The 25,342-nt window shown below is 65.0% G+C and carries 22 protein-coding genes; 9 read left to right on the top strand and 13 right to left on the bottom strand.

Annotated features, from left to right (window positions below; all coding sequences use genetic code 11):
• Nucleotides 1–341: 341 nt before the first annotated feature.
• Nucleotides 342–1,580 (bottom strand): FAD-binding oxidoreductase, encoded by a 1,239-nt coding sequence (locus IPF36_RS33910; RefSeq protein ID WP_133097283.1) that lies wholly within the window; start codon nt 1,578–1,580, stop codon nt 342–344.
• Nucleotides 1,581–1,715: 135 nt separating this feature from the next.
• Nucleotides 1,716–2,636, bottom strand: coding sequence for a LysR substrate-binding domain-containing protein (locus IPF36_RS33905; protein ID WP_135705232.1), 921 nt, complete (start codon nt 2,634–2,636; stop codon nt 1,716–1,718).
• Nucleotides 2,637–2,820: 184 nt separating this feature from the next.
• On the opposite strand from IPF36_RS33905, the gene IPF36_RS33900 reads away from it, so the two are divergent.
• Complete coding sequence (locus IPF36_RS33900) at nt 2,821–3,816, top strand: tripartite tricarboxylate transporter substrate binding protein (protein WP_133097285.1); 996 nt, start codon at nt 2,821–2,823, stop codon at nt 3,814–3,816.
• A 61-nt stretch (nt 3,817–3,877) separates the two neighbouring features.
• Nucleotides 3,878–5,395, top strand: coding sequence for an amidase (locus tag IPF36_RS33895; RefSeq protein WP_195432314.1), 1,518 nt, complete (start codon nt 3,878–3,880; stop codon nt 5,393–5,395).
• A gap of 59 nt (nt 5,396–5,454) precedes the next feature.
• Here IPF36_RS33895 and IPF36_RS33890 read toward each other — a convergent pair whose 3' ends face one another.
• From IPF36_RS33890 to IPF36_RS33880, 3 genes are all read right to left on the bottom strand, one after another.
• Nucleotides 5,455–6,375 carry a lysozyme inhibitor LprI family protein gene (locus IPF36_RS33890; protein ID WP_255519999.1) on the bottom strand — a complete coding sequence of 307 codons (921 nt, stop codon included), beginning with the start codon at nt 6,373–6,375 and terminating at the stop codon, nt 5,455–5,457.
• 161 nt (nt 6,376–6,536) lie between these two features.
• Nucleotides 6,537–6,917, bottom strand: coding sequence for a hypothetical protein (locus tag IPF36_RS33885; RefSeq protein WP_133097288.1), 381 nt, complete (start codon nt 6,915–6,917; stop codon nt 6,537–6,539).
• A gap of 101 nt (nt 6,918–7,018) precedes the next feature.
• Nucleotides 7,019–8,182: a porin gene (locus IPF36_RS33880; protein WP_133097318.1), complete on the bottom strand. Its 1,164-nt coding sequence runs from the start codon at nt 8,180–8,182 to the stop codon at nt 7,019–7,021.
• Between the two features lie 307 nt (nt 8,183–8,489).
• Here IPF36_RS33880 and IPF36_RS33875 point away from each other — a divergent pair, with 307 nt between their 5' ends.
• The 6 genes from IPF36_RS33875 (at nt 8,490) to IPF36_RS33850 (ending at nt 13,026) form a co-directional block, all read left to right on the top strand.
• Nucleotides 8,490–8,852: an EF-hand domain-containing protein gene (locus tag IPF36_RS33875; protein ID WP_135705229.1), complete on the top strand. Its 363-nt coding sequence runs from the start codon at nt 8,490–8,492 to the stop codon at nt 8,850–8,852.
• A gap of 200 nt (nt 8,853–9,052) precedes the next feature.
• Nucleotides 9,053–9,388, top strand: coding sequence for a hypothetical protein (locus IPF36_RS33870; RefSeq protein ID WP_243737022.1), 336 nt, complete (start codon nt 9,053–9,055; stop codon nt 9,386–9,388).
• A 9-nt stretch (nt 9,389–9,397) separates the two neighbouring features.
• Nucleotides 9,398–9,625, top strand: coding sequence for a YMGG-like glycine zipper-containing protein (locus tag IPF36_RS33865; RefSeq protein ID WP_133097290.1), 228 nt, complete (start codon nt 9,398–9,400; stop codon nt 9,623–9,625).
• Between the two features lie 586 nt (nt 9,626–10,211).
• Nucleotides 10,212–10,613 carry a CopG family transcriptional regulator gene (locus tag IPF36_RS33860; RefSeq protein WP_133097291.1) on the top strand — a complete coding sequence of 134 codons (402 nt, stop codon included), beginning with the start codon at nt 10,212–10,214 and terminating at the stop codon, nt 10,611–10,613.
• Nucleotides 10,614–10,679: 66 nt separating this feature from the next.
• Entirely contained in the window at nt 10,680–11,849 is a 1,170-nt protein-coding gene (locus tag IPF36_RS33855) for a PHB depolymerase family esterase (protein ID WP_133097292.1), read from the top strand.
• A gap of 232 nt (nt 11,850–12,081) precedes the next feature.
• On the top strand, nt 12,082–13,026 hold the full coding sequence (locus tag IPF36_RS33850; protein WP_135705227.1) for a DUF808 domain-containing protein: 945 nt from the start codon (nt 12,082–12,084) through the stop codon (nt 13,024–13,026).
• Nucleotides 13,027–13,242: 216 nt separating this feature from the next.
• On the opposite strand, the gene IPF36_RS33845 is transcribed toward IPF36_RS33850, so the two are convergent.
• Genes IPF36_RS33845 through IPF36_RS33830 form a run of 4 tightly spaced genes read right to left on the bottom strand, consistent with a single transcriptional unit; the run spans nt 13,243 to nt 19,592 of the window.
• Nucleotides 13,243–14,847 (bottom strand): GMC oxidoreductase, encoded by a 1,605-nt coding sequence (locus IPF36_RS33845; protein WP_195432310.1) that lies wholly within the window; start codon nt 14,845–14,847, stop codon nt 13,243–13,245.
• A gap of 23 nt (nt 14,848–14,870) precedes the next feature.
• Nucleotides 14,871–16,775, bottom strand: a complete 1,905-nt coding sequence (locus tag IPF36_RS33840; RefSeq protein ID WP_240745969.1) for a preprotein translocase subunit YajC — start codon at nt 16,773–16,775, stop codon at nt 14,871–14,873.
• A gap of 59 nt (nt 16,776–16,834) precedes the next feature.
• Nucleotides 16,835–17,299: a (2Fe-2S)-binding protein gene (locus tag IPF36_RS33835; protein ID WP_135705225.1), complete on the bottom strand. Its 465-nt coding sequence runs from the start codon at nt 17,297–17,299 to the stop codon at nt 16,835–16,837.
• Nucleotides 17,268–19,592 carry a xanthine dehydrogenase family protein molybdopterin-binding subunit gene (locus IPF36_RS33830; RefSeq protein ID WP_195432308.1) on the bottom strand — a complete coding sequence of 775 codons (2,325 nt, stop codon included), beginning with the start codon at nt 19,590–19,592 and terminating at the stop codon, nt 17,268–17,270. Before IPF36_RS33830 ends, IPF36_RS33835 begins: the two co-directional genes overlap by 32 nt.
• Before the next feature lie 390 nt (nt 19,593–19,982).
• Here IPF36_RS33830 and IPF36_RS33825 point away from each other — a divergent pair, with 390 nt between their 5' ends.
• On the top strand, nt 19,983–20,423 hold the full coding sequence (locus IPF36_RS33825; RefSeq protein WP_133097299.1) for a GNAT family N-acetyltransferase: 441 nt from the start codon (nt 19,983–19,985) through the stop codon (nt 20,421–20,423).
• A 162-nt stretch (nt 20,424–20,585) separates the two neighbouring features.
• Here the strand turns inward: IPF36_RS33825 and IPF36_RS33820 are convergent, their stop codons facing one another.
• Genes IPF36_RS33820 through IPF36_RS33805 form a run of 4 tightly spaced genes read right to left on the bottom strand, consistent with a single transcriptional unit; the run spans nt 20,586 to nt 25,337 of the window.
• Entirely contained in the window at nt 20,586–21,650 is a 1,065-nt protein-coding gene (locus IPF36_RS33820) for a 2-aminoethylphosphonate aminotransferase (protein ID WP_195432306.1), read from the bottom strand.
• Nucleotides 21,650–22,846, bottom strand: coding sequence for a phosphonopyruvate decarboxylase (gene aepY / locus IPF36_RS33815; RefSeq protein WP_195432304.1), 1,197 nt, complete (start codon nt 22,844–22,846; stop codon nt 21,650–21,652). Before aepY ends, IPF36_RS33820 begins: the two co-directional genes overlap by 1 nt.
• On the bottom strand, nt 22,843–24,558 hold the full coding sequence (aepX, locus tag IPF36_RS33810) for a phosphoenolpyruvate mutase (protein ID WP_195432300.1): 1,716 nt from the start codon (nt 24,556–24,558) through the stop codon (nt 22,843–22,845). The genes aepY and aepX overlap by 4 nt, the downstream gene beginning before the upstream one ends.
• Nucleotides 24,555–25,337, bottom strand: coding sequence for an NTP transferase domain-containing protein (locus IPF36_RS33805; RefSeq protein ID WP_135705220.1), 783 nt, complete (start codon nt 25,335–25,337; stop codon nt 24,555–24,557). The genes aepX and IPF36_RS33805 overlap by 4 nt, the downstream gene beginning before the upstream one ends.
• Nucleotides 25,338–25,342: the final 5 nt, after the last annotated feature.

The raw sequence follows: 25,342 nt of genomic DNA, 5'->3' as shown, positions 1-25,342 counted from the left end.
ATCAAGCGCCCACACTTATCGGTGTTTGTTTGTTAAAGAACTTGCGCGATTCGCTTTGCTTGTCGCGTCGCTGCTTTGTCAGCAGCGAAGGAGCGAGACTATAAAGAAATTTCGTCGATCAATCAATCATTTTCGAGAAATTTTTTAATTCTGCAAGGCGTGCTCTTTTGAGCGAAGCCTCGCAGGTCTTTTTCCTCCCCCGTTGCGCGGTGCCTTGCGAACGGGGGGCGAATATTAATGGCCCCGTACCCTGGCTGGCAAGCTTTTTCGAAAATAATCTGAGAGAGCATTACTCGGCACTTGCAAGTTGCCGGTCCATACGACTGGCTAACTTCGGGAGGTCAGCCAAAGCGCACGGGGTCGTAAGGCGAGGCGTCGACCCACGGCTGCTCGCCGTCCATCAACTCGGCCAGCAGCCGGGCCGTGACGGGGCCCAGCGTAAAACCCTGATGCCCATGCCCGAAGTTGAACCACAGGCCGGGATGGCGCGGCGCCTGCCCGACGATCGGCCGCATGTCGGCGACGCAAGGCCGGGCGCCCAGCCAGGGCGTGTCCTCGACCGGCGCGCCCATCCGTACGAGTTCACGCGCGTGGCGCTCGGCATTGCGCAGCTGCACCGGCGTCGGCGCCGCATCGTGATGGGCAAACTCGGCGCCGGTGGTCAGGCGCAGCCCACGCTTCATCGGCGCCAGGAGGAACCCGTTCTCGACATCCAGCAGCGGCAGGCTCGGCATGGATTCGACCGCATAGTGGCGGTGGTAGCCACGCTTGACGAACAGCGGGAAGCGGTAGCCGAGCGGCCGGATCAGCGCCGAGGCCCACGGCCCCAGGGTAACGACAGCGTGGGCGGCGTTGACCGGGCCCTCGTCCGTCGTCACGGTCCAGCCGCTTCCCGCCTGCCTTAGCGTCATCGCGTCGCCGCGGCGCACGATGCCACCGGCCTGCGAGTACAGCGTGGCATAGCGGCTGACCAGCTCGCCGGGATCCGCAATGGTCCAGGGATCGCGCCAGTGGATCGCGCCGGCCAACGGCCCGCACCACGCCGGGTCGGTTGCGGTAATGCCGGCCCGGTCCAGGATCCGGTAGTCAAGCCCGTGCTGCTGCCCGACTTCCGTCGCGGCACGCGCGGCGTCGTCGAAGGCTGCGGCGCTGCGATAGCCCTGCAGCCATCCTGACTTGCGCACGAGGTCCTCGGCGCCGGCCAGCGCAATGAGGCGTTCGTGCTCGGTCAGGCAATGGCGGATCAGCGCGCTGTAGGCCGCGATGGTGCCGGCATAGCGGTCGGGTGCCGATTCGCGCCAGTAGCGCGCCAGCGGGGGCAGCAGGCTGGCGAGCGCGCCTGGGTGGTAGTGGACATCGTTACCCTGCCGGGCCACCACGCGCAGCACGGCCGCCCACTCGCGCGGAAAGGCGTAGGGCTGCACTGCTTCACGCTGGATGATGCCGGCGTTGCCATAAGACGTTTCCCTGCCCGGCTCGCGCCGATCGACCAGCACGACTGCATGGCCGCGCTGGCGCAGCGCCAGTGCCGTGCAGACGCCGACCATGCCGGCGCCGAGTACTACGATGTCCTTTGTCATGATGTCCGATGCGGTGCCTGGGGCACGGCAGGTTTTGTGATCCGGGTATCCAAAGCCCGATTCTGCATTGGGCGCGGACGCTGCGGAATATCGGCCGCAGGCAATTATTGGAATCCTTGGTTGCCGATCCGGCAATCAAGCGCTGGACATGCGCGCGATCGCCTCGGCCAGGTGCTGCACGAAGGCGCGCCCCGCCGGCGGCAGGTTGCGGCGGGCTAGCGTCTGGATCTCGATATAGCGCTCGTTCATTTCGCGGTCGCGCAACGGTACCGCGGCAATGCTGCCTTGCGCCAGCCGTTGCCGGACCGATAGCTCGCCATAGAAAGCAACGACGCCACCACCCGCCGTCGTAAAACCGACCAGCGAATCCAGGTTGTTGCTGGAAAAGACGGTCTGGTAGCTCAACCCCTGCCGGCTGCAACTGGTGTCGAGCAGCTGCCGCAGCGAGCTTTCCTTCGGCGGCAGCGCCAGCGGATAGCCGATGACCTGGGACAGCGATACCTGGCGCTGGCCGGCAAGCGGATGGTCCGGCGCCATGATGGCGAGCACCGGCGCCGGATGGCGCAGCTCCACTTCGATATCGAGCTCGGGCAACCCGCTCAGCGTGATGCCGATGTCCGCCTCGCCGTCCCGGATGCGGCGGGCGATGTCGCCCTGAGGGCAGACGTGGAGGTCGAAGCGGATCCCACCATACTTTTCGCGGAAGCTGGCGGCCAGTTCCGGGATGAAGTCGTGCGCAATACCCTCCACACTTGCCAGGCGCACCTGGCCGACGCGCAGGCCGCGCAGCGCCTGGATATCGGCGGTGACGCGATCGATCTCCTGCTGGGCGCGCTTGGCGTGTGCGGCGAGCAGCTCTCCCGCAGCGTTGGGGACGAGGCCGCGGGCGCGCCGGTCGAACAGCAGCGTATCCATTTCGCTTTCCAGCTTGGCGATCTGCCGGCTCACCGCCGACGGCGCCACGTTGAGCTTGAGCGCGGCGTCCTTGACCGAGCCGGTGCGCACGACTTCAAGGAAGTAGCGGACAGCTGTTTCTTGCAGGATGCGGTAGGACATGAGCGGATATTGCGGGGGGCGATCGGCATCCGCCGACCAGGGTCCATTCTATGGATTGCCGTTTTGGCAATCAAGCTTTCGAAACATTGCCACGATTCCGAGTCGGATCGGTCGTACGATGGGTTCAACGCGGTCACAGCCCTTCCACCGCACTGCATCGAGTCCTACCTGCCGGAGCCTCTTCATGCGATCCACCGCTCACCGCCCGCACTTGTTTCTGTCCGCCTGCAGCCTGGCTGCCGCCGCCGTGCTGGCGCCCGCTCCGGCTGGGGCCCAGGGCGGGTATCCGTCGAAGCCGATCCAGCTTGTCCTGCCCTTCCCGCCCGGTGGTGCCACCGACCTCGTCGGGCGCACGATCGCGCGCAAGCTTGGCGAACGGCTGGGCCAGACCGTGGTGGTCGAGAACCGGCCTGGCGCCGGCACCGTGGTCGCGGCGAGCTATGTGGCCAAGTCGGCACCGGACGGCTACACGCTGATGGCCACCTCGGGTACCACATTCACCGTCAACCCCTCGGTCTACGCCAGGCTGCCGTATGACCCGCAAAAGAACTTCGAGCCGATCGGCCTGATCGGCTCGACTGGCCTGGTGCTGCTGGCCAACCGCGACGTGCCGGTCAACAACCTCAAGGAGTTCGTCAGCGCAGTCAAGGCGCAGCCCGGCAAGTACTCGTACGGCTCGTTCGGCGCCGGCACCACCGCGCACTTCGCCGGCGAGGAACTGCTGAACCTCATCGGCACGAAGCTGCTGCATGTCCCGTACAAGGGCAGCGCGCCGGCGATGACCGACCTGATCGGGGGCCAGATCCCATTCAGCGTCGATACCGTCGCGGCGGCGATCCCGCAACTGAAGTCCGGCAAGATCAAGGCCATCGCGGTCACGACGGCGAAGCGCTCGACGCTGCTGCCCAATGTGCCGACCGTGGCGGAAAGCGGCTACCCCGGCATGGATACCAGTACCTGGATCGCGTTGGTCGGGCCGCGCGGCCTGCCGGAAGACGTCCGGGCGAAGCTGGAGAAGGCGCTGGCCGACACCATCGCCGATCCGGCCACACGCAGCCAACTGGCGGACAGCGGCATCGAGCCGTCGTTCGCACCCGGCAAGCAGGTCGCCGCCATGATCGACAAGGAGATCCCGCAGATGCGCGCGATCGCGCAGCGGGCCAACATCAGGCTCGACTGACCTTTCCTGGCACCGCGCCACAGTAGCCACATTCCACCGTCAAGCCACCGTCAAGCAACCGATGCAAACATCGCTGACCTCACTGACCGCGGTCGAACTGCGCCGCCTGATCGGTACCAGGGAAATCTCGCCGGTCGAACTGCTCGAAGCGTGCATCGCGCGCATCGAGGCCTACAACCCTCTGATCAACGCCATCACCGCCACCTGCTTCGAGCGCGCCCGCCAGGAAGCGCGCAACGCCGAACAGGCGGTGCTGCGCAAAGAACCGCTCGGCCTGCTGCATGGGCTGCCGCTCGGGGTCAAGGACCTGGAGGCGACGCAGGGGCTGCTGACCACCTATGGCTCGCCGCTGTTCCGCAACCATGTCCCGGCCGAGGACAACGTGCTGGTGGCGCGCCTGCGTGCGGCCGGCGCCATCGTGGTGGGCAAGACCAACATCCCGGAGATGGGCGCCGGCGCGAATTCGCGCAACGCGGTCTGGGGCGCGACCGGCAATCCGTTCAACCCGAACCTCAATGCCGGCGGATCGTCAGGCGGCTCAGCGGCGGCGCTGGCTGCGGACCTGCTGCCGGTCTGCACCGGCTCCGACACCGGCGGCTCGCTGCGCATTCCCGCGGCCAAGTGCGGCGTGGTCGGATTCCGCCCTTCGCCCGGCATCGTACCCAACTCACGCAAGCTGCTGGGCTGGACGCCGATCTCGGTGGTAGGACCGATGGGACGCACCGTCGCCGACACCTGCCTGCAGCTGGCGGCCTCCGCCGGGGTGTCGGTGACCGATCCGCTGAGCTACACGGTGGATGCCGATGCATACCTGTCGCCGCCACCGGGCGACCTGTCGACGTTGCGTGTGGGCTGGACTGAAGACTTCGGCAGCTGCGCGGTCGATGACGGCATCCGTCGCGTGTTCCGCACGAAGATCGCGGCGATGCGCCACCTGTTCGCGCGCTGCGATGAAGTCAGTTTCGACCTTGGCGATGTGCACCGCTGCTTCGACGTGCTGCGTGCCGAGAGCTTCGTCGCCGGCCTGCACGACGCTTACCAGCGCGACCCCGCGGCGCTCGGGCCTAACACCCGCGCCAACTATGAAATGGGCGCAAAGATGTCGCTGGCCGACAGTGCGTGGGCGCAGGCCGAGCAGAACCGCATCCTGCAGCGCTTCCAGCGGGCCTACCAGGAATACGACCTGATCCTGTCGCCGACCACACCCGTGTCGCCGTTCGCCTGGACTAACCTGTATGCCGACACCATCAACGGCGAGAAGCAGGTGAACTATTACCGTTGGCTGGCGCTGACCTATGTCGTGACCCTGACCACGCACCCGGCAATCGCGCTGCCCTGCGGCACCGACGACGCCGGCATGCCGTTCGGCCTGCAGGTCACCGGCCGCTTCCACGGCGACCTGCAAACGTTGTCGGCAGCGCGGGCCATGGAAGCGGCGTTCGCGACGTCGCCCGCGTTGCGCCGTCCGGTGCCGGATCTGGCATCGCTGAAACCCGCCCAGCCGGCGCTGCGCTCGATTGTCACGGCGCCGCCGTCGGCTGGAGCCGCGCAGCAAGGCGGCGGCGTCTCTGCGGTTTGAACCAGGCGAATGATATGGAGCAAAGCCCGCCTGTCTTATTGGCAGGCCCGGGGCGCCACCTATCGAATCCGCTTCAGTTCATCGATGCGCAGGTGATAGCTGCGTAGCAGGCAAGCCTTATCGCTACACTTGTTGCGAGAATTACGCAGCCATGCGCGTTGATCCTCCCGTAAGCGCCTCTTGTCAGCCGATGCTTTCAGCTTCCGGTCATAGATTCCTGCCAAGGTCTTATCGACCCGGGTAAGTTCTGTATCCCCGCAAATAAGTTGCGCTTGAACGGATACGAGCTTGCTGCAATCAAGGCTGTGCATCAGCGCAGCCTTCGTATCGTATCGAGCTTCGAGCAGGCCAGGCCTGCACAGACCTTCCAATGACTTGCAAGCGACGTCGCGCCCGACCCATGCCATGTCTCTCGCACCATAATGCCTGACGAAGCGATTGATGGCTGCGTGGCTGACTCCCCTTTGCATTGCGTTTGCCGCGATGATTTCGTTGCAAAGCGAGTCCGCGGCGTAGCTGTGGCCACCGCCGCGCCGGTAGCAACTGTGAAAGCCGAGCAGCCCGGTGCCAACGACACTTCGGCGCTCGCCTGAAGCGAACAGGATCGAGGCACAAGCGGACGCGCACCTGGCGTTGTCTGGAACTGTTGTATAGACGCCAACCTTATCCATTGCGTCGACAACCCGGAAAGCGGCCTCGACATTTCCGCCCGGACTATTCAGAACAAGGATGACAAGTCCCTCCTTATCGCGGTCGGCCATACGGGCGACCGCCTGGAACTTCCTTGCATCACCGTCCTGAATGGTTCCCTCCCCGATCACCATTCTCAGATTGATTTGCGGCTGGTGGTAGATCTTGAAGTCCATCCCCAGCACCACGCCGGGAAACATGAGCACAGTGAAACCAAACCATAACAGCGCCTGTTGTCTCAGGCTTCGCGGCGCCGCGCATCTGGCTGCGGGGTGCTCAGTGCTGCGCATGCATGTCTCCTCAGGATGTAAGGAGCATAGCTTCGAACCTGCGCATGGAGGATACGGCGTCTGCGGGGATCACCATTGGCCGGACAGGCGCCGTCGAGGCAGTGAAGCTCGAACGGCGCCAACGGGTCGATAGTCCGCCCGGCGTGGCGAAGACCTTGCAATCAGAATGCGGTTGGGGACAGATCCAGGCCGCCACTCGAATCGATGGAAATGCGATAGCGGACCGTCGAAGCCGGAGTGAGCCTTACCTCCCTCTCCTTCAAGCCACCGAGACACATTGCCGAAGTCTGGGCGCCAAGAATGATCGGCCCCGGTTTGGCGTAGAACCGGGCGACCTCACCGGATTTGAGTCGGCCCACTTCCTTCCCGTCAACCGAGAGGACGGCATCGCACGCGCTGCCGTAGAACCCCTCATCGCGGGTCACGACCAGCGTGGCAAACTCGCCGGGTGGCGGCGTTTGCAATCCGCTAAGTCTTTCTGAAGGTGCTGGCGCTGCCTTACTCGCCGGTATGGGCGTGGTCGAGCATGCGGAAACCAGCATGGTCACCACGCAGGCAGAAAGGATGGTTCTTTGGATTAACACGTGGCCCTCCGGAATGTTTCAGCGCGAGTGCAGGAACAAGGCGATGATTGCGAGGCGGCTCAGAATTTGTGCCGGACTCCCAAGGCAATGCCAAACATGTTGCTCTGCCCGTTGCCCAGGACATAGCTGTTACCCAGCGACAGACTGTTGGCAAAGACGGTCGCCAGTGAATCGAGCATCAGCCCGGCGTTCTTGGCATAGGCAGTGGTCACGTAGACATCGGTACGCTTGGACAACGAGTAGTCGGCCACGAAGGAGACCTGCCACGGATTGGCCACGCTCGTGTTGCCGTAAAGGTTCTTGAGATCGTCGTAGTTGTACTCGAGCGTGAGCGCGAGCGCCGGCGTGACCTGGTAATTGGCGCCGATCCAGTAGAAGTCATCGCGCTGGATCAGGGCATCGGCCGCATTCCTGTTCTGGCCCCAACGGTAGCCGCCCATGATCTTGGCCGGGCCTAAGGCATAGCTGGCGCCTACCACCGCCTTCTTGACGGTGCCGGTGCCGGTGCCGATGGTGGGATTCCACTGGTCATAGCCGGCTGTCGCTGCGAACGGGCCGAACGTGTAAGCCAGCGCCCCGCCATAGGCGGTGTCGCGTCGGAACTGCCCCGGGACTTCCCCATTGCCGCCGATCGGAATGGGAAATCCTACCGAGGCGGGCAAGGCGACCCCGACGCCGAAGGACCAATGCGCCAGCGCCGTCAGTCCCCCGAACTTGCCGGAGTACTTGACGGTGTTGTCCGCGCGGTAGTTGGGGCCGGACTGCATGACGACCGGCTCATACTGCGTGGCATAGGCGGTCGGAGAGAAGTTGGCCAGGGCCTCGAACATCGAGGTGTATTGCCGGCCAAGGCTGATCTGGCCGAAACGGTTGCTTTGGACGCCGACGTACGCCTGGCGGCCGAACAGACGGCCGCTTTGCTGCGACAAGCCGTTGTCGATGCCGAAGCCGCTTTCCAGCACAAAAATGGCCTTGATACCGCCACCCAGGTCCTCGTTGCCACGCAGGCCCCAGCGGGAGCCGGAAAGCCCTCCCGAAGTCAGTCGGTAAGCATCGTTGCCCGGTCCCGGATTAAATCCGTTGGCGGCTGTCGGCACGACGCCCGCGTGGTTGACGTATTCCACGTTGGCGTCGATCACGCCGTACAGCGTGACGCTTGACTGCGCAAGGGTTGCCAGCGGCCATCCCAGCAGTGACGCCAGGGCTATTCTTTTCAGTGCCATGCCCGCTCTCCTCTCGTTCTTTTCTCTTGGTGGTTCAACCACGGCTTCGTTCGTTGCATGGCTGACCTTGCAGCATGTCTGCCAGGCAATCTGTTCGAGCATAGGAGCGCAGTTCGTTCTCCGCCAACATCCGATGACTGGTTACGCTCGAAACGGAAAAACAGTGTCGGCCGATTGCAACAGTCGCGAGCAAAGCGCTCTCCGTGCGGAGCGCCTAGAATGCTGGTGAGCCAAGGCTCACCGGAGTTTGATCAGAAGTCGTTTTGGTGTCTTAAATCCAAACACATAACGTATCGAGGAGAGCGACATGTCCGTATGCAAATTTCCCGCATTTGGTTTCGCAGTCCTGATGGCACTGACTTCGATAGGAGCGGCCGCCCAGCCGGCCTCGGGATCCCAACCGGCGGCGGCGCCATCCGAAGTTCCGGCAGCGCCTCCGACTACGGCCCAGGCCAAGGCCTTGATTGCCGAGCGCTTCAAGGCGGCCGATGCCAACCATAATGGCAAGCTGACTCGTGACGAAGCTCAGGCGGGTATGCCAAAGGTCTACGAAAACTTCGACAAGATCGACGTAAAAAAACAGGGTTATGTCACTGAGCGCCAGATCGGTGCCTACTGGATGAAAAAAACCAAGGACCAGATGCAGAAGGAAGATCCGATCTGGAACTGAAAGCGCTACAGCTTCTTTTTAGGCGCATAGGATGACGGAGCGGGAGAATTCGGGCCGTATCTCCCGCCCACAGTGGTCCCGCATGACCGGATCGATACTAAGATAAAAAGCGCATCGGACCCGCAAGGCAACCGCAACCGCTGAGGGAGACCGCAATGGCGAGATCGCTCATCCGAATCGCAGTGACTGCTGCGACACTTATGACGTTGTCCCTGGCCACCGGCTCCCGCGCCGATGAAGTGCCGCTGATCACCGGCAAGCAGTGGACGGATTCCTCCGAACAGACAAAAAAGGCCTACCTCGTAGGCATTGCCAACCTGGTGCAGGTGGATATCGCTTATCACGAGGGCAAGCCGCCGCCTGACTCCGCGAGCATTGTTCCGCGCTTTGCGAAAGGGCTCAGAGGCCATTCGCTCGACTCAGTGCGCCAGGGCCTGGATCGCTGGTACGCGGCACATCCCGACCAGTTGCAGCGGCCGGTCATTGAAACGATCTGGTTCGAAATGGTTGTTCCCGGCCTGCAGGGCAAGAAGTAAGGTGACACCATGAAAAGACTCAATCTGATTGGCGTTGCATTGGTCGTTGCCGGCGCTGCCGGATGCACGAATATGACACCGCAGCAGCAAGGCACCGTGAGCGGTGCTGCCCTCGGCGCCGCGGCCGGTGCAGGCATCGCGGCCATCGCGGGAGGAAGCGGCTGGACTGGCGCGGCGATCGGCGCCGTGGCCGGCGGCGTAGCGGGCAACATCAAAGGAGGCAAGCAGCAGCAGTGATGGTGCCCTGCCGCCTGCTGCATAACTGCTGACACGCCCGGTTCACGAAACGCAAGGTACAGCGCGAGGGAATTCGCCAGCCAGAACAACGCCTTCGCGCGCTGCCGTCGAACCATTACTGCCTCAAGCTCGTGGAAGCGAAATGACCTCAGCCGCCCCCGGCTGTTGTTGTCCGCGGTTGTCCGCGCTGGTCATGCCGCTCCTTTCTGTCTCCATTATGCGAATGGCACTTGGCATGCCGTCGATCCAATGCTTGGCGCGCTCCTGGCGTGCCTGGCACTAGTTCGATAAACCGATCGCAACTGGTAAGCGGCGATCCGCCGGCCGTGCCAACGTCTCCCGCCGACGCCTGACCGCCCGCGTGGTATCGCGTGCTGTGCCCCCGCTGCCTGCAGCGCACGACGTGGAGCCGAAGCGCCAGTTGCCGCGATGGATGGGCAATCTTTCAGGTCACCCCTTGACCTGCTTTCTCCCAGCCTTTATAAACCATCCATATGGATGGTATACGGATGGTGCTCGGATGGTTCGCTAGCTTTTGTGCCGCAAATGACACATATTCCGGCGCCTATAGGCAACAACAAACCCGATGAACAAACCAAAGCCCGGTGACACGGAAAAAATCACGATCAATCTCGGCCCGGTGGACCTGGGGCAGATCGACCTGCTGGTCGAAGAAGGCTTTTATTCGAATCGCACTGACCTGATCCGGACCGCCATTCGCAACCAATTGGCGACGCACGCTCAGGCCATACAGGAAACGGTGACGCGCCGGGCCCTTGTCCTCGGGCTCCAGCATTTCACCCGCCGCGACCTGGAGGCGGCGCGCGCGGCCAACGAGAAGCTCGACATCCATGTCCTTGGCCTGGCGAGCATTGCCTCGGATGTCAGTCCGGAACTGGCGCTGGCAACGATTGAGTCGGTCGTGGTGCTCGGCGCCTTTCATGCCCCCGCGGCAGTCAAGGCCGCGCTCGCCGGGCGAATACGGTAGTACTGCGCGGTAGCACCGCGGCAATGTCGCCGCGCCCTGGCTCGCCAGGTTTGCCTGGAAACAAGTATGAAAATGAATGACGCCTTCCTCGCTTCGATGCGAGAAGCCATGCACTTGCTGCAGACGGCGGGTCCGCTTGAGGCCACCGAGGCTATCCAGCGTGCACTGCGCGAGCAAGCGTCGATGGGCGCGGCGGTCGCTCCGGCCTCCCCCTCCGCTCCCATGCCCGCACAGGTGGTCGAACGCCTGCTCACCGATGCCCGCGCGCAGGCCCGCCCGGCCGATGTCGCCGGCAGCGCCGCCAACGCAGCGCCCCCGGCATCTGCGCGCGGCACCCACTCGCTACGCCCCGACGGCAAACAAGCGTCCCCGCAGGATGTCAGCCATTTCAGCCAGCGCACGTTCGTGAACCGGGCGGGATCCCGCGCGTACAAGCTTTATGTTCCCGCTGGCCGTCGTGCCGAGCCGATGCCGCTGGTCGTGATGCTGCACGGTTGCACGCAGGATGCCGACGATTTCGCGGCCGGCACCCAGATGAACGCCCTTGCCGACATGCTCGGCTTTGTGGTGCTGTATCCGATCCAGGCCACCGGGGACAATCCGTCGAAATGCTGGAACTGGTTCCGGCCCGGGGACCAGCAGGCCGGCAAGGGAGAACCGTCGATCATTGCTGGCATGGCACGCGAGGTGATCGCCAGCCACGGCATCGACGCAAGGCGCGTCTATGTTGCCGGCCTGTCCGCCGGCGGCGCGATGGCCGCGGTGCTGATCCAGCGCTATCCGGAATTGTTCGCGGCGGCCGGCGTGCATTCCGGCCTGCCCGCCGGGTCCGCGCATGACCTGCCGTCGGCGCTGGGCGCAATGAAGGGCGGCAAAGGGCTCGGCCGGTCCAGGTCAGGCGCGGTGCCGCCCGCCTCCACCGGGCGGCCCATCATTGTGTTCCACGGCGATGCGGACCATACGGTGCATCCGTCGAACGGCGACCGTCTTGTTGCGCCGTTCAAAAGCGAGCACGCGCGCCAGCAGACGGAACGCAGGAACGTCTCCGGGGGGCATGACTACACGCAGCACAGGATCACCACGCCAGCTGGCGTCAATGTTGAATACTGGATCGTCCATGGCGCCGGGCACGCCTGGGCGGGCGGAAGTCCCCAGGGCAGCTATACCGATCCGAAGGGTCCGGATGCCAGTGCGGAAATGCTGCGGTTCTTTCTCGCAAATCCGCTGCCGGGCTGAGCCGGCGCAGTCCCGCGCAAGCCTGAGCGAATCAGAGTTGCAACACCAACAACAGCGGGGCCCGTCGCTCGTGTAGCCTTTACTGCGCGGGGCATGGACGGCTGAGCCGCTGTCAACGAGCTGCCGGCATAAGCGGTACGGAACCTGCTTGGTCAGGGACGACATCGAGGAGCATGAACAATGACATATTGCCTGCATGCGCGAGGCCATTGCCGCGCGCGGAGGTCCTGACATGGCCGGTTCGAGCTTGCTGGTACTGATCGACGACATCGCAACCATCCTTGACGATGTCGCCGCGATGAGCAAAGTGGCGGCGAAAAAGACCGCAGGGGTGCTGGGCGACGACCTGGCGCTCAATGCGCAGCAGGTCAGCGGCGTCAAGGCGGATCGGGAATTGCCGGTGGTCTGGGCCGTCGCGCTGGGGTCGCTTCGCAACAAAGTGATCCTGGTCCCCGCGGCGCTGGCCATCAGCACCTGGTTGCCGTGGGCCGTCGTGCCGCTGCTGATGGTGGGCGGCGCGTTTCTTTGCTATGAAGGCTTTGAAAAACTGGCACACCGGTTCTTGCATAGCGATGCGGAGGACGCGGCACATCACGCCCGTGAAGTTCATGTCATGTCGAATCCCGCGGTCGACGTGGTGGCATTCGAGAAAGAGAAAATCAAGGGTGCGATCCGCACGGACTTCATACTTTCGGCCGAAATCATCGTCATTTCGCTAGGCACCGTCGCCGACGCACCTTTCGGCCAGCGGCTGGCGGTGTTGTGCGCGATCGCGGCCATCATGACGGTCGGCGTCTATGGCCTGGTGGCCGGCATCGTGAAGCTCGATGACGCGGGCCTGTACCTGAGCCGGCGCCCGTCGGCCGGCTTCCGCTGGCTGGGCCGAGGTTTGCTGCGGCTTGCACCCTGGCTGATGAAAGCCTTGTCGCTGGCCGGAACGGCGGCGATGTTCCTGGTGGGCGGCGGCATCCTGATGCACGGCATCCCGGCGATGCACCACGTGCTGGACGCGGCGGCACAGGTGGCGGCAGGCGTGCCGGCGATCGGCGGTGTCCTGTCGGTGCTGGCCCCGTTGGTGCTGGACGGCGTTGCCGGCATCGTCGCCGGTGCGCTGGTGCTGGCGGCGGTGACCGTGGTGAAGGCCGGGATGCGAGCATTGCGCCCGTCGGGACGCTAGGCGGGTACGGCGGATACTTCTGGCCACTGCCCCCGGCGCATCTCTTCAGGCCGCCCGTCGTCGGTGCCGGCACACTGGCGTCCCGAAACGGCTAACGTTCGCCTAGACGCGCTGGACGCTGACCCCGCCGGCAAGCACGCCGAACATGCGCTTGAATGTGCGCGTAGAAATGGTCACAAGGTCTACACTGTGGTCAACTATGGCCCGGCCCCCGCATCAATCTTGCTCGCGCAAGAGCATCGCCACATTACGCTCCGCGAGCGCAGCGATGGTGCGCGAAGGGTTCAGGCCGAGCGGGCGCGGGACGATCGCACCGTCCATGACATAGAGCCCCTTGTAGCCGAATACCCGGCCCGCTGCATCGACGACACCGTCGGCAGCGGAGGTCCCCATGTTGCAGCCTCCCAGCGGGTGCGGTGTGATCAGGTTATGCCATCGCCGCCAGGTGAGCGGCACCCACGGGTCCCCGCGGGTCGCTTCCGAGAGCCGCGTGTGCGCGGCGATCATGGCCTCGATGACGGCCACCGATGCCTGATAGGACCAGTCAAGCTGCAGCACCCGACGCCACGGTGCGTACCACTTGCGGCCCAGCCTGAGCTGGCCGTCGCCTGGGTCCACGCCCTGGCCGAACCACGGCATCATCCCCTCGACCGGATCGCCGTCGTCAAACAGCGCACCCACGTCCTTCAACACCGCGCGCAGCTTGCGGGAACGGGTTCGCTTCATATGGCGCCGAATAAAGTTGCCTGCGAGGTTCGGGATGCCGCCATCCTCGACGAAAAGCGCCTGCCCGTTCGGGCCGCTGTGGTCCAGCAGGTCGATCGCGGCGGAGATGGTTACGCCATGAGCAGGAGAAATCTTCCTGTTGCCATAGAAGGCTGGCGTCACGAAGTCGCCATTGTGGGCCCAGCCATATCCCAACCGCGGTGAAAGCCCGGGCAGCGTGCGATGTTCATCCCGGCAGCGCAACAGTAGTTCGGTGCTGCCGATGGAACCGGCGGCCAGTATTACCCTGGCGGCCGTGACTTCGCCAGGGCTCGTCGTCTGTCCTTCCGGGTCGATTTTCCTGAAGCGCACCCGCCAGCCCTGCTGCAGCGGCTCCAGCCTGTCGATCAGGTGCAAGGGACGAATCTCGGCACCGTTGTCTTCAGCCACTGCCAGGTAATTCAGGTCCAGCGTATTCCTGGCCGATACCTGGCACCCGACGTCGCAGTTGCCGCAATGCACGCAAGTGCCCTGCCACCTGCCGTGCTGGTTCAGGAATTTCACCGAATGCCGGTCATCGCGGGCGTCTTGCCGTGTGGGGTCCCAATGCTCGGAAAACGTCACGGCCAGCGGCAGCTTGCGAAAGCGCCCGCCCCATCCGCATGCTTGCGCCCCCTCGCGCAGCAGCCTGGTTCGCTCGCTCTCCTGCATGTCCGGCACTTCGCTCACGGCGAGCATGCGTCCTACCTCCGCATAGTGGGCCTGCAGGCCGGCATAGGTCACCTCTTTCGGCCAGCCGTGCTCGAACGCTTCCGGCCTGGCTTCCACCGAGACGTTGGCGTAGATCAGCGAGCCGCCACCGACTCCGGCCCCGGCGATGACCCATACGTCGGAGAATGTCCGGATATCAGCCCAGCCATTGAAGCGGTGCGCGCGTTCCTGGTTCCACAACCAGGCATCATTTTCGTCGCGCGGGAAAGTCGCCGGGCTCCAGCGCCTTCCGCGCTCCAGCACCAGAACCTTGCGGCCGGCCTGCGCCAGCCTGCAGGCCGAGACCGCGCCACCGAAGCCGCTGCCGATGACGACGACATCGTAGGCAAGCGTATTGCTCATCATGACGCCCCCTGTCGTTGGGATGCTTACCGCTGGATGATGATTGCCTTCTCCTCAATCATCCGCACCGCTTCCGTCGGCGATACCTGGCCGTCAGCCGGCACGAAGCGGGGACCGGTTGCGCCGGGCTGGGCGCGTACGCGCCAGCTGCCGCGGACCTTCGTCATCTGGCGGACGCCCTCGCCCAGCTTCCAGTCTCTGCACACCTTCTCCAGCTTGAGCGGGTAGATCGTCAATTGCCCATGCTCGAACCGCATCCGCAGGAAGCACTTGTAGTCGGCGATGCGCTGCGATGAGAACACCTCCTCGGGATGCAGGCGCCACAGCGCGTTGCCCATCACCATCCACACGCCAAACAGCAGGCCGCCGAGGACACCGCCCAGCAGCATGGCCTCGACGAGGAACAGCAGGATCGGCGTCGCATTGTGCGCGCCAAAGCCATGGACGTTGAAACGCGTGATGAGCCATAGCACGGCGACAGCCAGCGCCAGGTGCAGCAGGCCGTGGCAGGCGCCGACAACCCAGGCCAGCCCGACGCCGCGCCTGACATCCCGGGTCGACAGCGCACCACAACAAAAGACAATGCCCGCGGCGAACACCACTGACGCCGGACTGTGCGCCATGATCCGGAACAGTTCGTGATACACCTCGCACATATTCCCGAATGTCACTTCGAGGTCGGCCAGCCCTTGGATGAAGTTGCGATGCTCGCGCCCGGGCACTGGTACCAGGCTCGCGCTTTGGACGATCCAGTCGAACAGCAGGTACAGGATCGCCACCAGCGCACAGAACGAGAGATTGCGCGCAGGAAGTTGCCACGCGCGATTGCGCAATTGCCGGGACGTCGCCTTTTCCGGATATGCGGACTTCAGCTCGTAGTGCTGCCTGGCCGGACCCACGACGATGGGCCGCGGCGGATCCGGCAGCAGATGCGTGCCGTGAAGAAACGCGCCGCCGCCTCCACAGGTGATCCGATGCGGCCCTGCCGTGCCTGCTCGCGGCACGTAGTGCGCGTAATGGTGCGAGTTGCCGGCCAGCACCAGTGCGAGCCGGTCGCCCAGCACGCCCTCGATCTCGCTCAGGCTTCTAAAGCGCGGCGTCTTGGTTTCGATCGACGGCACGGCGCGCTTTTCCCCGCGGCGCACGCGGTCCATCTCGTCAACCCAGCTCGCCTCGGGCGCGCACAATACCACGCGGTCGCCGGGCTGCAGCTGCGTGTACAACTTCTGGAAATACTCGCGCTGCGGCCGGTCGATTTCGGACTCCAGTTGCAGGTCCAGGCCCCAGATCCACCAGCCGCCGGGCAACTGCAAGGCGTAATAGCCGGTGCGCTGGCGTGTCTCCCAGCCGCCCACGGGCTTGCCACTGCAGAACAGGCGGGCGAAGCCACGCAGGCCGTCGTACCAGTCGTGATTGCCAGGCGTGGCAATCATCCACGGCGCATCCGGCAACTTGACCGGCTGGTCGCTGTATGCGGGGCGCGTGGCCTCGACCGGCGCCGGGAACGCAGCACGAAAGGGATCGACGAAGCGGCTCCGATAGCCGTCATGGGCAGGCGTCGGATACACCTGGTCGCCACCCAGCAACAGCACCTTTGAGCGCGGCAGCGTCACGCCCTGGTCGCGCAGCGTCACCGCGTGGCTGACGCACAATGCCATGGAGTAGGTCGAGTCCCAGCCGTCGCCCGTGTCTGCCATATAGTCGACCCAGACACCGCCCTGTTCGTCAGCCGGTACCGGCAGCGGCGGATTCGGATTCAGCGTGGAGAGCGCGGCCTGCACCATGCGCTGGTCCGCAAAGGCGCCGACAGCCATCGCCACGGCAACGCGCATGGCGGTGAACGGAAGCTGCAGCGGGCTCAGCCAGTTCACCATGGTTCGTTGCGTGTAGAGCTCCACGCGCCCGGTCGCCGCGGCCCCCGAATCCTTCATTGCCTTCCCCCTGAGACTTCAAAGCTCGCCTGATGGCCGGGGCGCGCGCGTCGGTGCCCTCACCCCGTCAGCATCCCCACCGCTTCCGCAATCGCCCGCCTGATCCGCGTATACGTGCCGCACCGGCAGATCACGCAGCTCATCTGGTCGACAATCTCCGTCTCCTTCGGATTCCGCGTGCGCTTGAGCAGCGCGCTCGCCGCCATCAGTTGCGCGCTCTGGCAGTAGCCACACTGCACGACCTCGTGCTTCTGCCAGGCCGCCCGCAGGGCATTCGGCTCGGGGCCGTCAAGTCCTTCGATGGTGACGATCTTCTTGCCCTCCATCTCGCTCACCTGGTGCTGGCACGACAACAGCATCTTGCCGTCGACATGCACCGCGCAGGCGCCGCACACGCCCACGCCGCACCCGAACTTGGTGCCCGTCAGCTTGAGCTCGCAGCGAAGCACCCACAACAGCGGCGTGCATCCGTCGGCGTGGATTTCGACGTTTTTACCGTTGACACTGAGCTGACGGTCTGACATCGCAGGCTCCGGAAGGCGGCAGGGTCTTCAGCAGCGGCAGGTCGCGCAAGCGCTCGCCGGTGGCATTGAACAAGGCGTTCGCCACCGCCGGCGCGATCGGCGGCGTGGTGGACTCGCCCACGCCCTGTGGCGTTGCCGTCGATGGCATCACGTGTACCTGGATCTCGGGGCAGTCCCGCAGGCGCATGGCAGGAAAGGCGGTGTAGTAGTCCTCCTTGACCTTGCCTTGCTCCAGCGTGATCTTCTGCCACAGCGCCGCCGACAGCCCGAACACAATGCCGCCCTCGACCTGCTGCTCGATCAGGGTCGGGTTGACCGGCATGCCGCAATCGATGGCGCAAAAAACGCGCTCCACGCGCACCTGCCCCGCGTTGTCCACCGACACCTCGGCGACCTGCGCCACCACGCTGCCGAACGATTCGTGCAACGCCACCCCGCGCCCCACCTTTGCCACGCCAGGCTTCTTGCGCAAAGGCTGGCCCCAGCCAGACATCTTTCCTGCCTGCTCCAGCACCGCGCGCTGCCGATCGTCCTTGAGCAGGCTCATGCGGTAGTCGAGCGGGTCCTTGCTGGCCGCCACCGCCAGCTCGTCGACAAAACTCTCCATAAAGAAGGCGTGGTGCGAGTGTCCCACCGAGCGCCAGTAGCCCACCGGGATGGGGAGATCCACGGTCCGGTGCCCCACCCACACCTCCGGCCAGTCATAGGCCTGGTCGAAAGCGCCCTCCACGGTGGACTTGTCCAGCCGTGACACGAAGATATCGGGCAGGCCGAAGTTGCGTTTCGCGGTGCTCTCCAGCACTGACTGGCTGGCCGACATATTGCGCACGGCGATGACCTTGCGGTCCCCGTCGAGCCAGGCCTCGAAGCGCGACACGCTGGCCGGACGGTAGAAGTCATGCCGCATGTCCTCGGGGCGCGACCAGATCGTCTGCACCGGCACGCCCTTGCGCTTCGCCGCGATGGCGGCCGCCTGGCAGATGAAATCGACTTCGAGCCGGCGCCCGAATGCGCCCCCGATGGATTGCTCGTGCAGTTCTACCTTGTCCGTGTCCAGACCCAGTGTCCTTGCCACGCAGCGGCGGGCCAGCCCGGGCATCTGCGTAGCGGCCCACACGATGGCGTGGTCCTCCTGTACCAGGACCGTGCAGTTGACCGGCTCCAGCGCGGCATGAGCGAGATAGGGCGCCGAGTACACGACCTGGATGGCGGGCTTGCCCTGCTTCATGGCGCGCCCGTCGCCATGCTCGTACCAGACGCGCGGGTTGGAGCTATCGAGCGCCTTCACCAGCGTGTCGCGGATGCCGGCGCTTGACAGGTTCCCCGCCTCGCCCGCGTCCCACTTGCACTGGACCTTTTCCACCGCCTCCATGGCGATCCACGCATCGCTGGCAATCACTGCCACGCCGCCGCTGCCGCCGGGGAACGGCGGCAGCTCGACGAGATCGAGCACCCCGGGCAGCTTTTTCACGTCATCGGGCGGGGATCCCTGCAGCTTGCCGCCCAGCGTCGGACACATCTGCACGCTGGCGTAGACCATCTTGTCCGCCACCACGTCGATGCCGAAGCGCGCGGTGCCGTTGATCTTGGCAGCGGCATCAAGGCGTGCCGTGCGGGTGCCGATGAGCCTGTAGCTGCCTGGCTCCTTCAACTCGACCTTGCGTGGCACATCCTCACGCGCGGCTGCCGCGGCCAGCTCACCGAACGTGGCACTGCGTCCCGACGGATGCACCACCTTGCCGGCCTGCGCGCGGCACTCTTCGACCTTGACGTTCCACTGCTTCGCCGCTGCCGCGCACAGCATCATGCGGGCGGCGGCGCCGGCCTCGCGCATCGGATTCCACAGGTCCCGGATGCTCGTCGAGCCGCCGGTGAACATCATGCCCACCTCGCGCACGCCCTTGCGCGTAAACCATGCCGCGGCGCGCCTGGGCCAGCCATTGTTGTCGGGGCGGAACGGCAGGTTGGCGACCACGCCCTCGATGTTGTTGTACAGGTTGTCGATGGGCGACGGCCCGACGCGGATCTGCGACCAGTCTGCCTCCATCTCCTCGGCCAGCAGCATCGCCGCGCCGGTATGCACGCCCTGCCCCATCTCGGCCTTGTTCATCACCACCGTGACGGTGTTGTCGGACGCCACCTTGACCCAGCCGTTCAGCGCGAACTGCCCGTCGCGCACCGCCAGCGGCTCGCCACCCACCACGCGCTGGCGCGGCGGCAGCAAGGCCCATCCGATCACCAGCGCACCGGCAGCGCCTGCCCCCCCGAGCAGGAAAGCTCTGCGCGTCAACATGGCAAGACTGGCGGATCGATCATCATCGGTAAGCCCCCCGTACCGCCGATGGCATGGCCTATATTAGGTCGGGAAGTGCTTCAGTGCGAATACGAACACGTGGGTGGCGCTAGCGCGCAACACCTGCCCTTCTGTCCGGTGGCGCCGCCGCGGGGCCGGCACCGGGTCTGGTCCGATGTGATATGTCGCGCGACTTTGTTGTATCAAATCACTTCCGAGTGAATGAGAATGCACGCAATGGCTTCTTTGGCTCTGAGACTTAGCTCACTTGGGGGATGGCGCCATGAATCCCTTTCGTGCATAGTCCTCCGTTTTCGGGGTACTTGCTCACGGAGAGTCGCGAAGGGGCGGCTATGGTTGTGGCGAGGTGCCATGACGTGAGAAGCGAGAATGATAAGAAATGCCAGACTCCGTGCTGCGAATGCAGAGGACCTGGAGGCAGTTGGACAAGTGCTGGCAGCGTGTGGACTGCCGCTTCCAGAGCCGAGGGATGCGACTCCGCTTTACCATGTCGCAATCGTCGAGGACAGTATTGTCGGCTGCGCCTGTGGCGAGCAGCGCTCTCAAACCATCGTCGTTCACACGGTTGCAGTGTTGCCCGGCTATCGCGGGCACCGACTCGCCACCCATCTCGTGAGCGTGCTCCTGACGAGAGCGCGGGCCAATGGCTGTACGAAGGCCACCGTTTTAACCAACGAGAATCCAGGCTTCTTCGCTCGATACGGCTTCTCGCTGACCCCTACCGACACCGTTGTTCGGGAGATGCAGTTGTCAATGGATTTTCTCCGTCGATTCGGCGCCCGCTCGCACTATATGTGCCGACAACTTTAGGCTCTGTTGCGCGGCCGCCTGCCGGCTGCGGCTTGCGCCGAGGTGATAATGCAGATATGCCCGACATTGCCGTCATGGCCAGCAGCGGGCGCCATTCCAGTTCGGCGCCAAATCCTGCGGTCGAGGTAATCGTGCGGCCCCGGCAGCCAAGCCGAAGTGTCATCAAGTCATCAATGCCGCAAACCCCTGCAGCAGGCGCTCGATGTCGTGTGCGTGAATATCTCCCATCGTGGAGATCCGGAACAGTTCATCCGACAGCTGCCCTTGCCCTGCATAGATCACGAAGCCGAGCGCTTTCAGGCCGTCGTGCAGCTGCGTGTACGACAAGCTTGCCGGCAAACGGTAGGCGCGCAGGACGACGGAGGACTGGTCCGCCGGCAACGCACTCGCGATGCCGCGCAATGCAAGTCCCGCGCGCACTTGCTCGGCCAGGGCCGCATAGCGCGCGTGCCTGGCGTGCTGGCCGCCGCTGTCGTCGAGTTCGCGCAGCGCTTCCACGAGCGCGTAGTAGGCGTGCACGGACGGCGTGAAAGGGGTGTTGCGCTGATCCTGCAGGCGTGCCAGCCGGCCAAGATCCAGGTAGTAGGTCCGGCTTGCCGCCTGGGCCAGCGCGTCACGCCGCGCGATCACGAAGGCGGCCCCCGGCACGCCGTGCAGGCACTTGTTGGCAGTGGCGGCCACGGCGGCAATGCTGCCGCTGAAGTCGATGGTCTCGGCCCCGAAGCTGCTGACGGCGTCAACCAGCAGGTGAACGCCGCGCTGGCGGCAAACGGCGTCGAGCGCGTGCAGGTCGTTCAAGCGCCCGGTGGTCGTTTCATGGTGGATCACCGCCACATGGCCGATGGTCCGGTCCGCGTCGAGCATGGCGGCTAGCCGGTCAAGGTCGGGCGCCTGCATCCAGTCATGCTTGATCACCTCGTGGTCGATGTGGTATTGACTCGCAATCTGCGTAATGCGCTCGCCGTACACGCCGTTTTCGACAATGAGCAGCTTGCCGCGCGCGGGCACCAGCGCGGCAATCATGCTTTCTACTGCTGCCGTGCCTGACCCGGTCATCAAGATCGCGGCCCACTCGGTGGGGTCCAGCCGGTAGACGCCGAGCAGCCGCGTGCGCGCCTCGTCCTGCAAATCGAAGAATTCGCTTTCGCGATGGCACAGGTCGGGCTGCAGCAGGCTGCGGCGGACGCGCTCGGACAAGGTCACCGGGCCGGGGTTGAGCAATAGCATCAGTTCTCTCCGTGATCAGCGCCGATGTGGCGCGCGAGGCGGGACTTCACTTCCGCGGGGGTGATGGTGGGCCGGGGCAGGCCGTCCGGCGTGCCGGCGCGTATCACCAGCCGCACGAAGCGCGAGCCGGCCGCGGATGCGCCCGGCTCGGCAGGCACAGCCGCCGCGAGCACCTCGTCAAGCAGTTCGAGGCAGTCGCCTTCGGCCGCCGAGGCATAGCCGCAAGCCGCCGCCACGCCGGCGAATGACACATTGGGCGACACCGTGGCCTGTGCGCCGGTCGAGTCGTGTGCGCCGTTGTCGAGCAGCACGTGCGTGAGGTTCGACGGGCCGTATGCGCCCAGCGTGGCGAAGTTTCCCATGCGCATCAGGGCAGCGCCGTCGCCATCGATGGCGACCACATGCAGGTCCGGGCGCACCAGCGCGAGGCCAAGCGCCAACGGCGTCACGCAACCCATCGAGCCCACCATATAGAGCTGGTTTGGCCGGTCATCGAGCGCATACAATTCGCGGCCGCAGAAACCGGTCGATGCCAGCACCACCGTCGCAGCGGCCGGCGTATGTGCAATCACGCGCTGCAAGGCCTCGCGCCGCGAAGGCAGCGCATCCGGCGCCCCTCCCCGCCATTGCGTGCGCACCGCACATCGCGCACGCGGCGCGGATCGATCCTGCGGCTTGAGCGCATAGGGCGCGACACTGCCCTTTTGCATGACCAAAGCGTAAGGGCGTCCGGTCGCGTCCATATGCGCCAGCGCGCGATCGAGCGCCGGGCCGATGGCGGCCGCGTCAGTCGGGAACAGCTCCCACGGTATCTCCATGGTGTCGAGCATCGCAGGCGTGACCGGGCCCATCAACGCGTGCTGCGGCTCGTCCGCGGTGCCCGGTTGCCCTCGCCACGTCACGATCAGCAATTGCGGCAGGCGGAACGTCCAGGTCAGCGAAGTGAGCGGGCTTACCGCATTGCCAAGGCCGGAGTTCTGCATCATCGTGATGCCGCGCTGGCCCCCTCTGGCCCCGAGCGTCACGCCCGCGATCAGCGCTACCGCGTCACCCTCGTTCGCCGACGAGACGTAGTGCAACGAAGGATCCTGCAGCACGCAATTGATAAACGGGGTGAGATACGAGCACGGTACCCCCGCATACCAGGAGAAGCCACGCGCCAGCGCCGCCTCGATAAACTGAGCCGCTTCGATCATCGGCGTTTCTCGGTGCCGGGTGTGCCGGGTGCGCCCTGGGCAAACGGCAGCCGGGCATGCGCGAACTCGCCCGCGCGCTGGTAGTCCTCCAGGTCGTTCACGCTGCGCCAGTGGCCATGCACATACTTCACGTCGATCTCCTCGCCAGCCCCGATCAGGGCGTTGAGCAGGTCAGGCATGTCCAGCGTGTCGAAGTCCGCCCGCGCACGCAGGCCGGCAAGTGCCTGCTGCAGGGCCTCACGCCCGGCGCCGCGCACGCACAGCAGGCCGATCCAGCGTCCCTGCGGCGCCTGCCCGCCGGTGACGGCCGCTTCCTTCCCCTGGTTCGAAACATGCCGCAGCAGGACCTTCTGGCCGAACAGGGCGCGGTCGTCGGGCGCGGAGCAGTAGGCGAAATCGCGTACGCTCTGGTTCGACGGTTGCGTCTGCGACGAGTCGACCACCACGCTGAAGCGAGACTCGCTCTCGAACAGGTCGCGCAGGAAGTAGCTGCGAAAGAGCAGGTCACCGTAGGCGATCACGGTATCCGTATGCAGGCCGTCGGCCGCGCACGCCAGCGACGCCAGTTCGCCGGTACTCGCGTAGCGCTCGTTGCGCACGAGCTTGATACCCGTGCTCTGGATCGCATCGGCGCGATAGCCGCCGACCACGGTGATGTCGTGGATGCCCTGCATCTTGAAGGCGTCCACCAGCCAGCGCAGCAGCGGCTTGCCCGCGACCGGCAGCATGACCTTGGGGCGCTCGGCGGTCAGGGCGTCAAGCCCTTCGCCGCGGCTCGCCGCCAGCACAACCGCCGCGCCGGGCGCCTCGGCGCCAGACAGGTACAGCCGTTCGGCGGCGGCATACTCGTCGGCATCCTGCAGGCGGAAGATCTCGCTCATCGGCGCGATGCGGTCCTCCACATGAACCAGCGTCTGGGTGTCATGGATCTCCCTGGCCACCGCCTGCATCGACGATGCCGCCGCGCGGATCAGATGGTTGGCCCAGATCACGAGGCTGATGCCGGCCTGGCGGAATACGTCGGTGGGAGTGCTGTAGTACTTGGTCGGCACGATCACCAGCGGAGCGCGGCCGGCCCACTCGCGTGCGAACTCGAGGATCTCGTCCGGCCGCGACAGCTTGCTGTGGATGAGGATCGCGTCGGCACCGGCCTGCCGATAGGCTTCGGCCCGGCGCAAGGCCTCGTCCATGCCCCAGCCCGCGATCAGTGCTTCTACGCGCGCGACAATCGAGAAATCGGCATCCGTCTGCGTATCCTTGCCGGCCTTGATCTTGCCGCAGAATTCGTCGATCGTGGCCAGCGGCTGGCGTTCGCCGTCGATAAAGCTGTTGGTCTTGGGGAACTGCTTGTCCTCGATGCACAAACCCGCGATGCCGCGCTGTTCGAGCTTCCTCACCAGGCGCCGCACATTGTTGAAGTTGCCGTAGCCGGTATCGCCGTCGACCAGGATCGGCAAGCCGCTGGAGTCGGCCATGAATTCGAGCGTGTCGACCACCTGTGTCCAGCTTGCCTCGTTGTTGTCGCGCACGCCGAATTGCGCCGAGATCGCCAGGCCGGAGGCCCAGATAGCCTTGAAGCCTGCTTCGCGCACAATCCGGGCCGAGAGCCCGTTGTGGGCTTCCATCATGAATTCAAGTTCGCTGCCCACCAGCAACTGGCGCAGCGCGGCGCTGCGCGACGCAGCGGGCAAAGCCGGATCGCGTGCGTTCATGGCGTGACTCCCGAGGCAACTCCCGAGGTAACACCGCGTCGGAGTTGCGGCAACACTTCATCGCGGGCGCGCACGACGTCGCCCGGGAAGTCGATCTCGAGCCAGGGCGCACCGGTGACGTCTGCGATCTCGAATGCATGGCCGCCCTCCAGCAGCAGGTCGCGCACGGCTTCCTCGTGCGGCATCTTCTCCTGGTTGCGCTCGACATACCCCGCGACGATCTGCGCCAGGCGGCGTGCGGTCTGCTCGCTGAAGCGGAAGAACCCGACCGACTCGCCAATCGTGTCATATGCCAGGCCCACCGCCACCTGCTTGCGCAGCTCGACTGGAACGCCGTCCCGCAGGCAAAGCTTGACTGGCTCGTCGCCGGTTTCGAAGTCGCGGTCGATCAGCAGGCGGTTGGCGCTGTCGCCGGCAACCAGCGCGGCGAGAATGCGCTCGTCGTAGAGCACGTCGGCGTCCATCAGCAGTACGTCGCCGCCGCGCGTGAGCGCGTCGGCGACGGTGTGCACGGTCAGGACGCTGCCGAGTTCGTAGCGCGGGTTCAGAACGATTTCGGGATGGGGCGAACGTCCGAGCCGGTCGAGTTCGGCCTTGACCTGTTCCGGCTGGAAACCGAGGGCAAGCACGACCTCCGTGACGCCCGCCGCGTCCAGCATGCGTAGATGCCGTTCCAGCAGGGTGATGCCATCGAAGCGCAACAGGCACTTCGGGAATTGTGCTTCGGGCGGTTGCTGCAAACGCAGGCCAAGGCCTGCGGCAAGAATAATCGCTCGCATATTTT

It is taken from the genome of Cupriavidus sp. IK-TO18 (assembly GCF_015549295.1).
GTDB lineage: Bacteria > Pseudomonadota > Gammaproteobacteria > Burkholderiales > Burkholderiaceae > Cupriavidus > Cupriavidus oxalaticus_A.
This window is presented reverse-complemented; position numbering and strand designations above follow the sequence as displayed.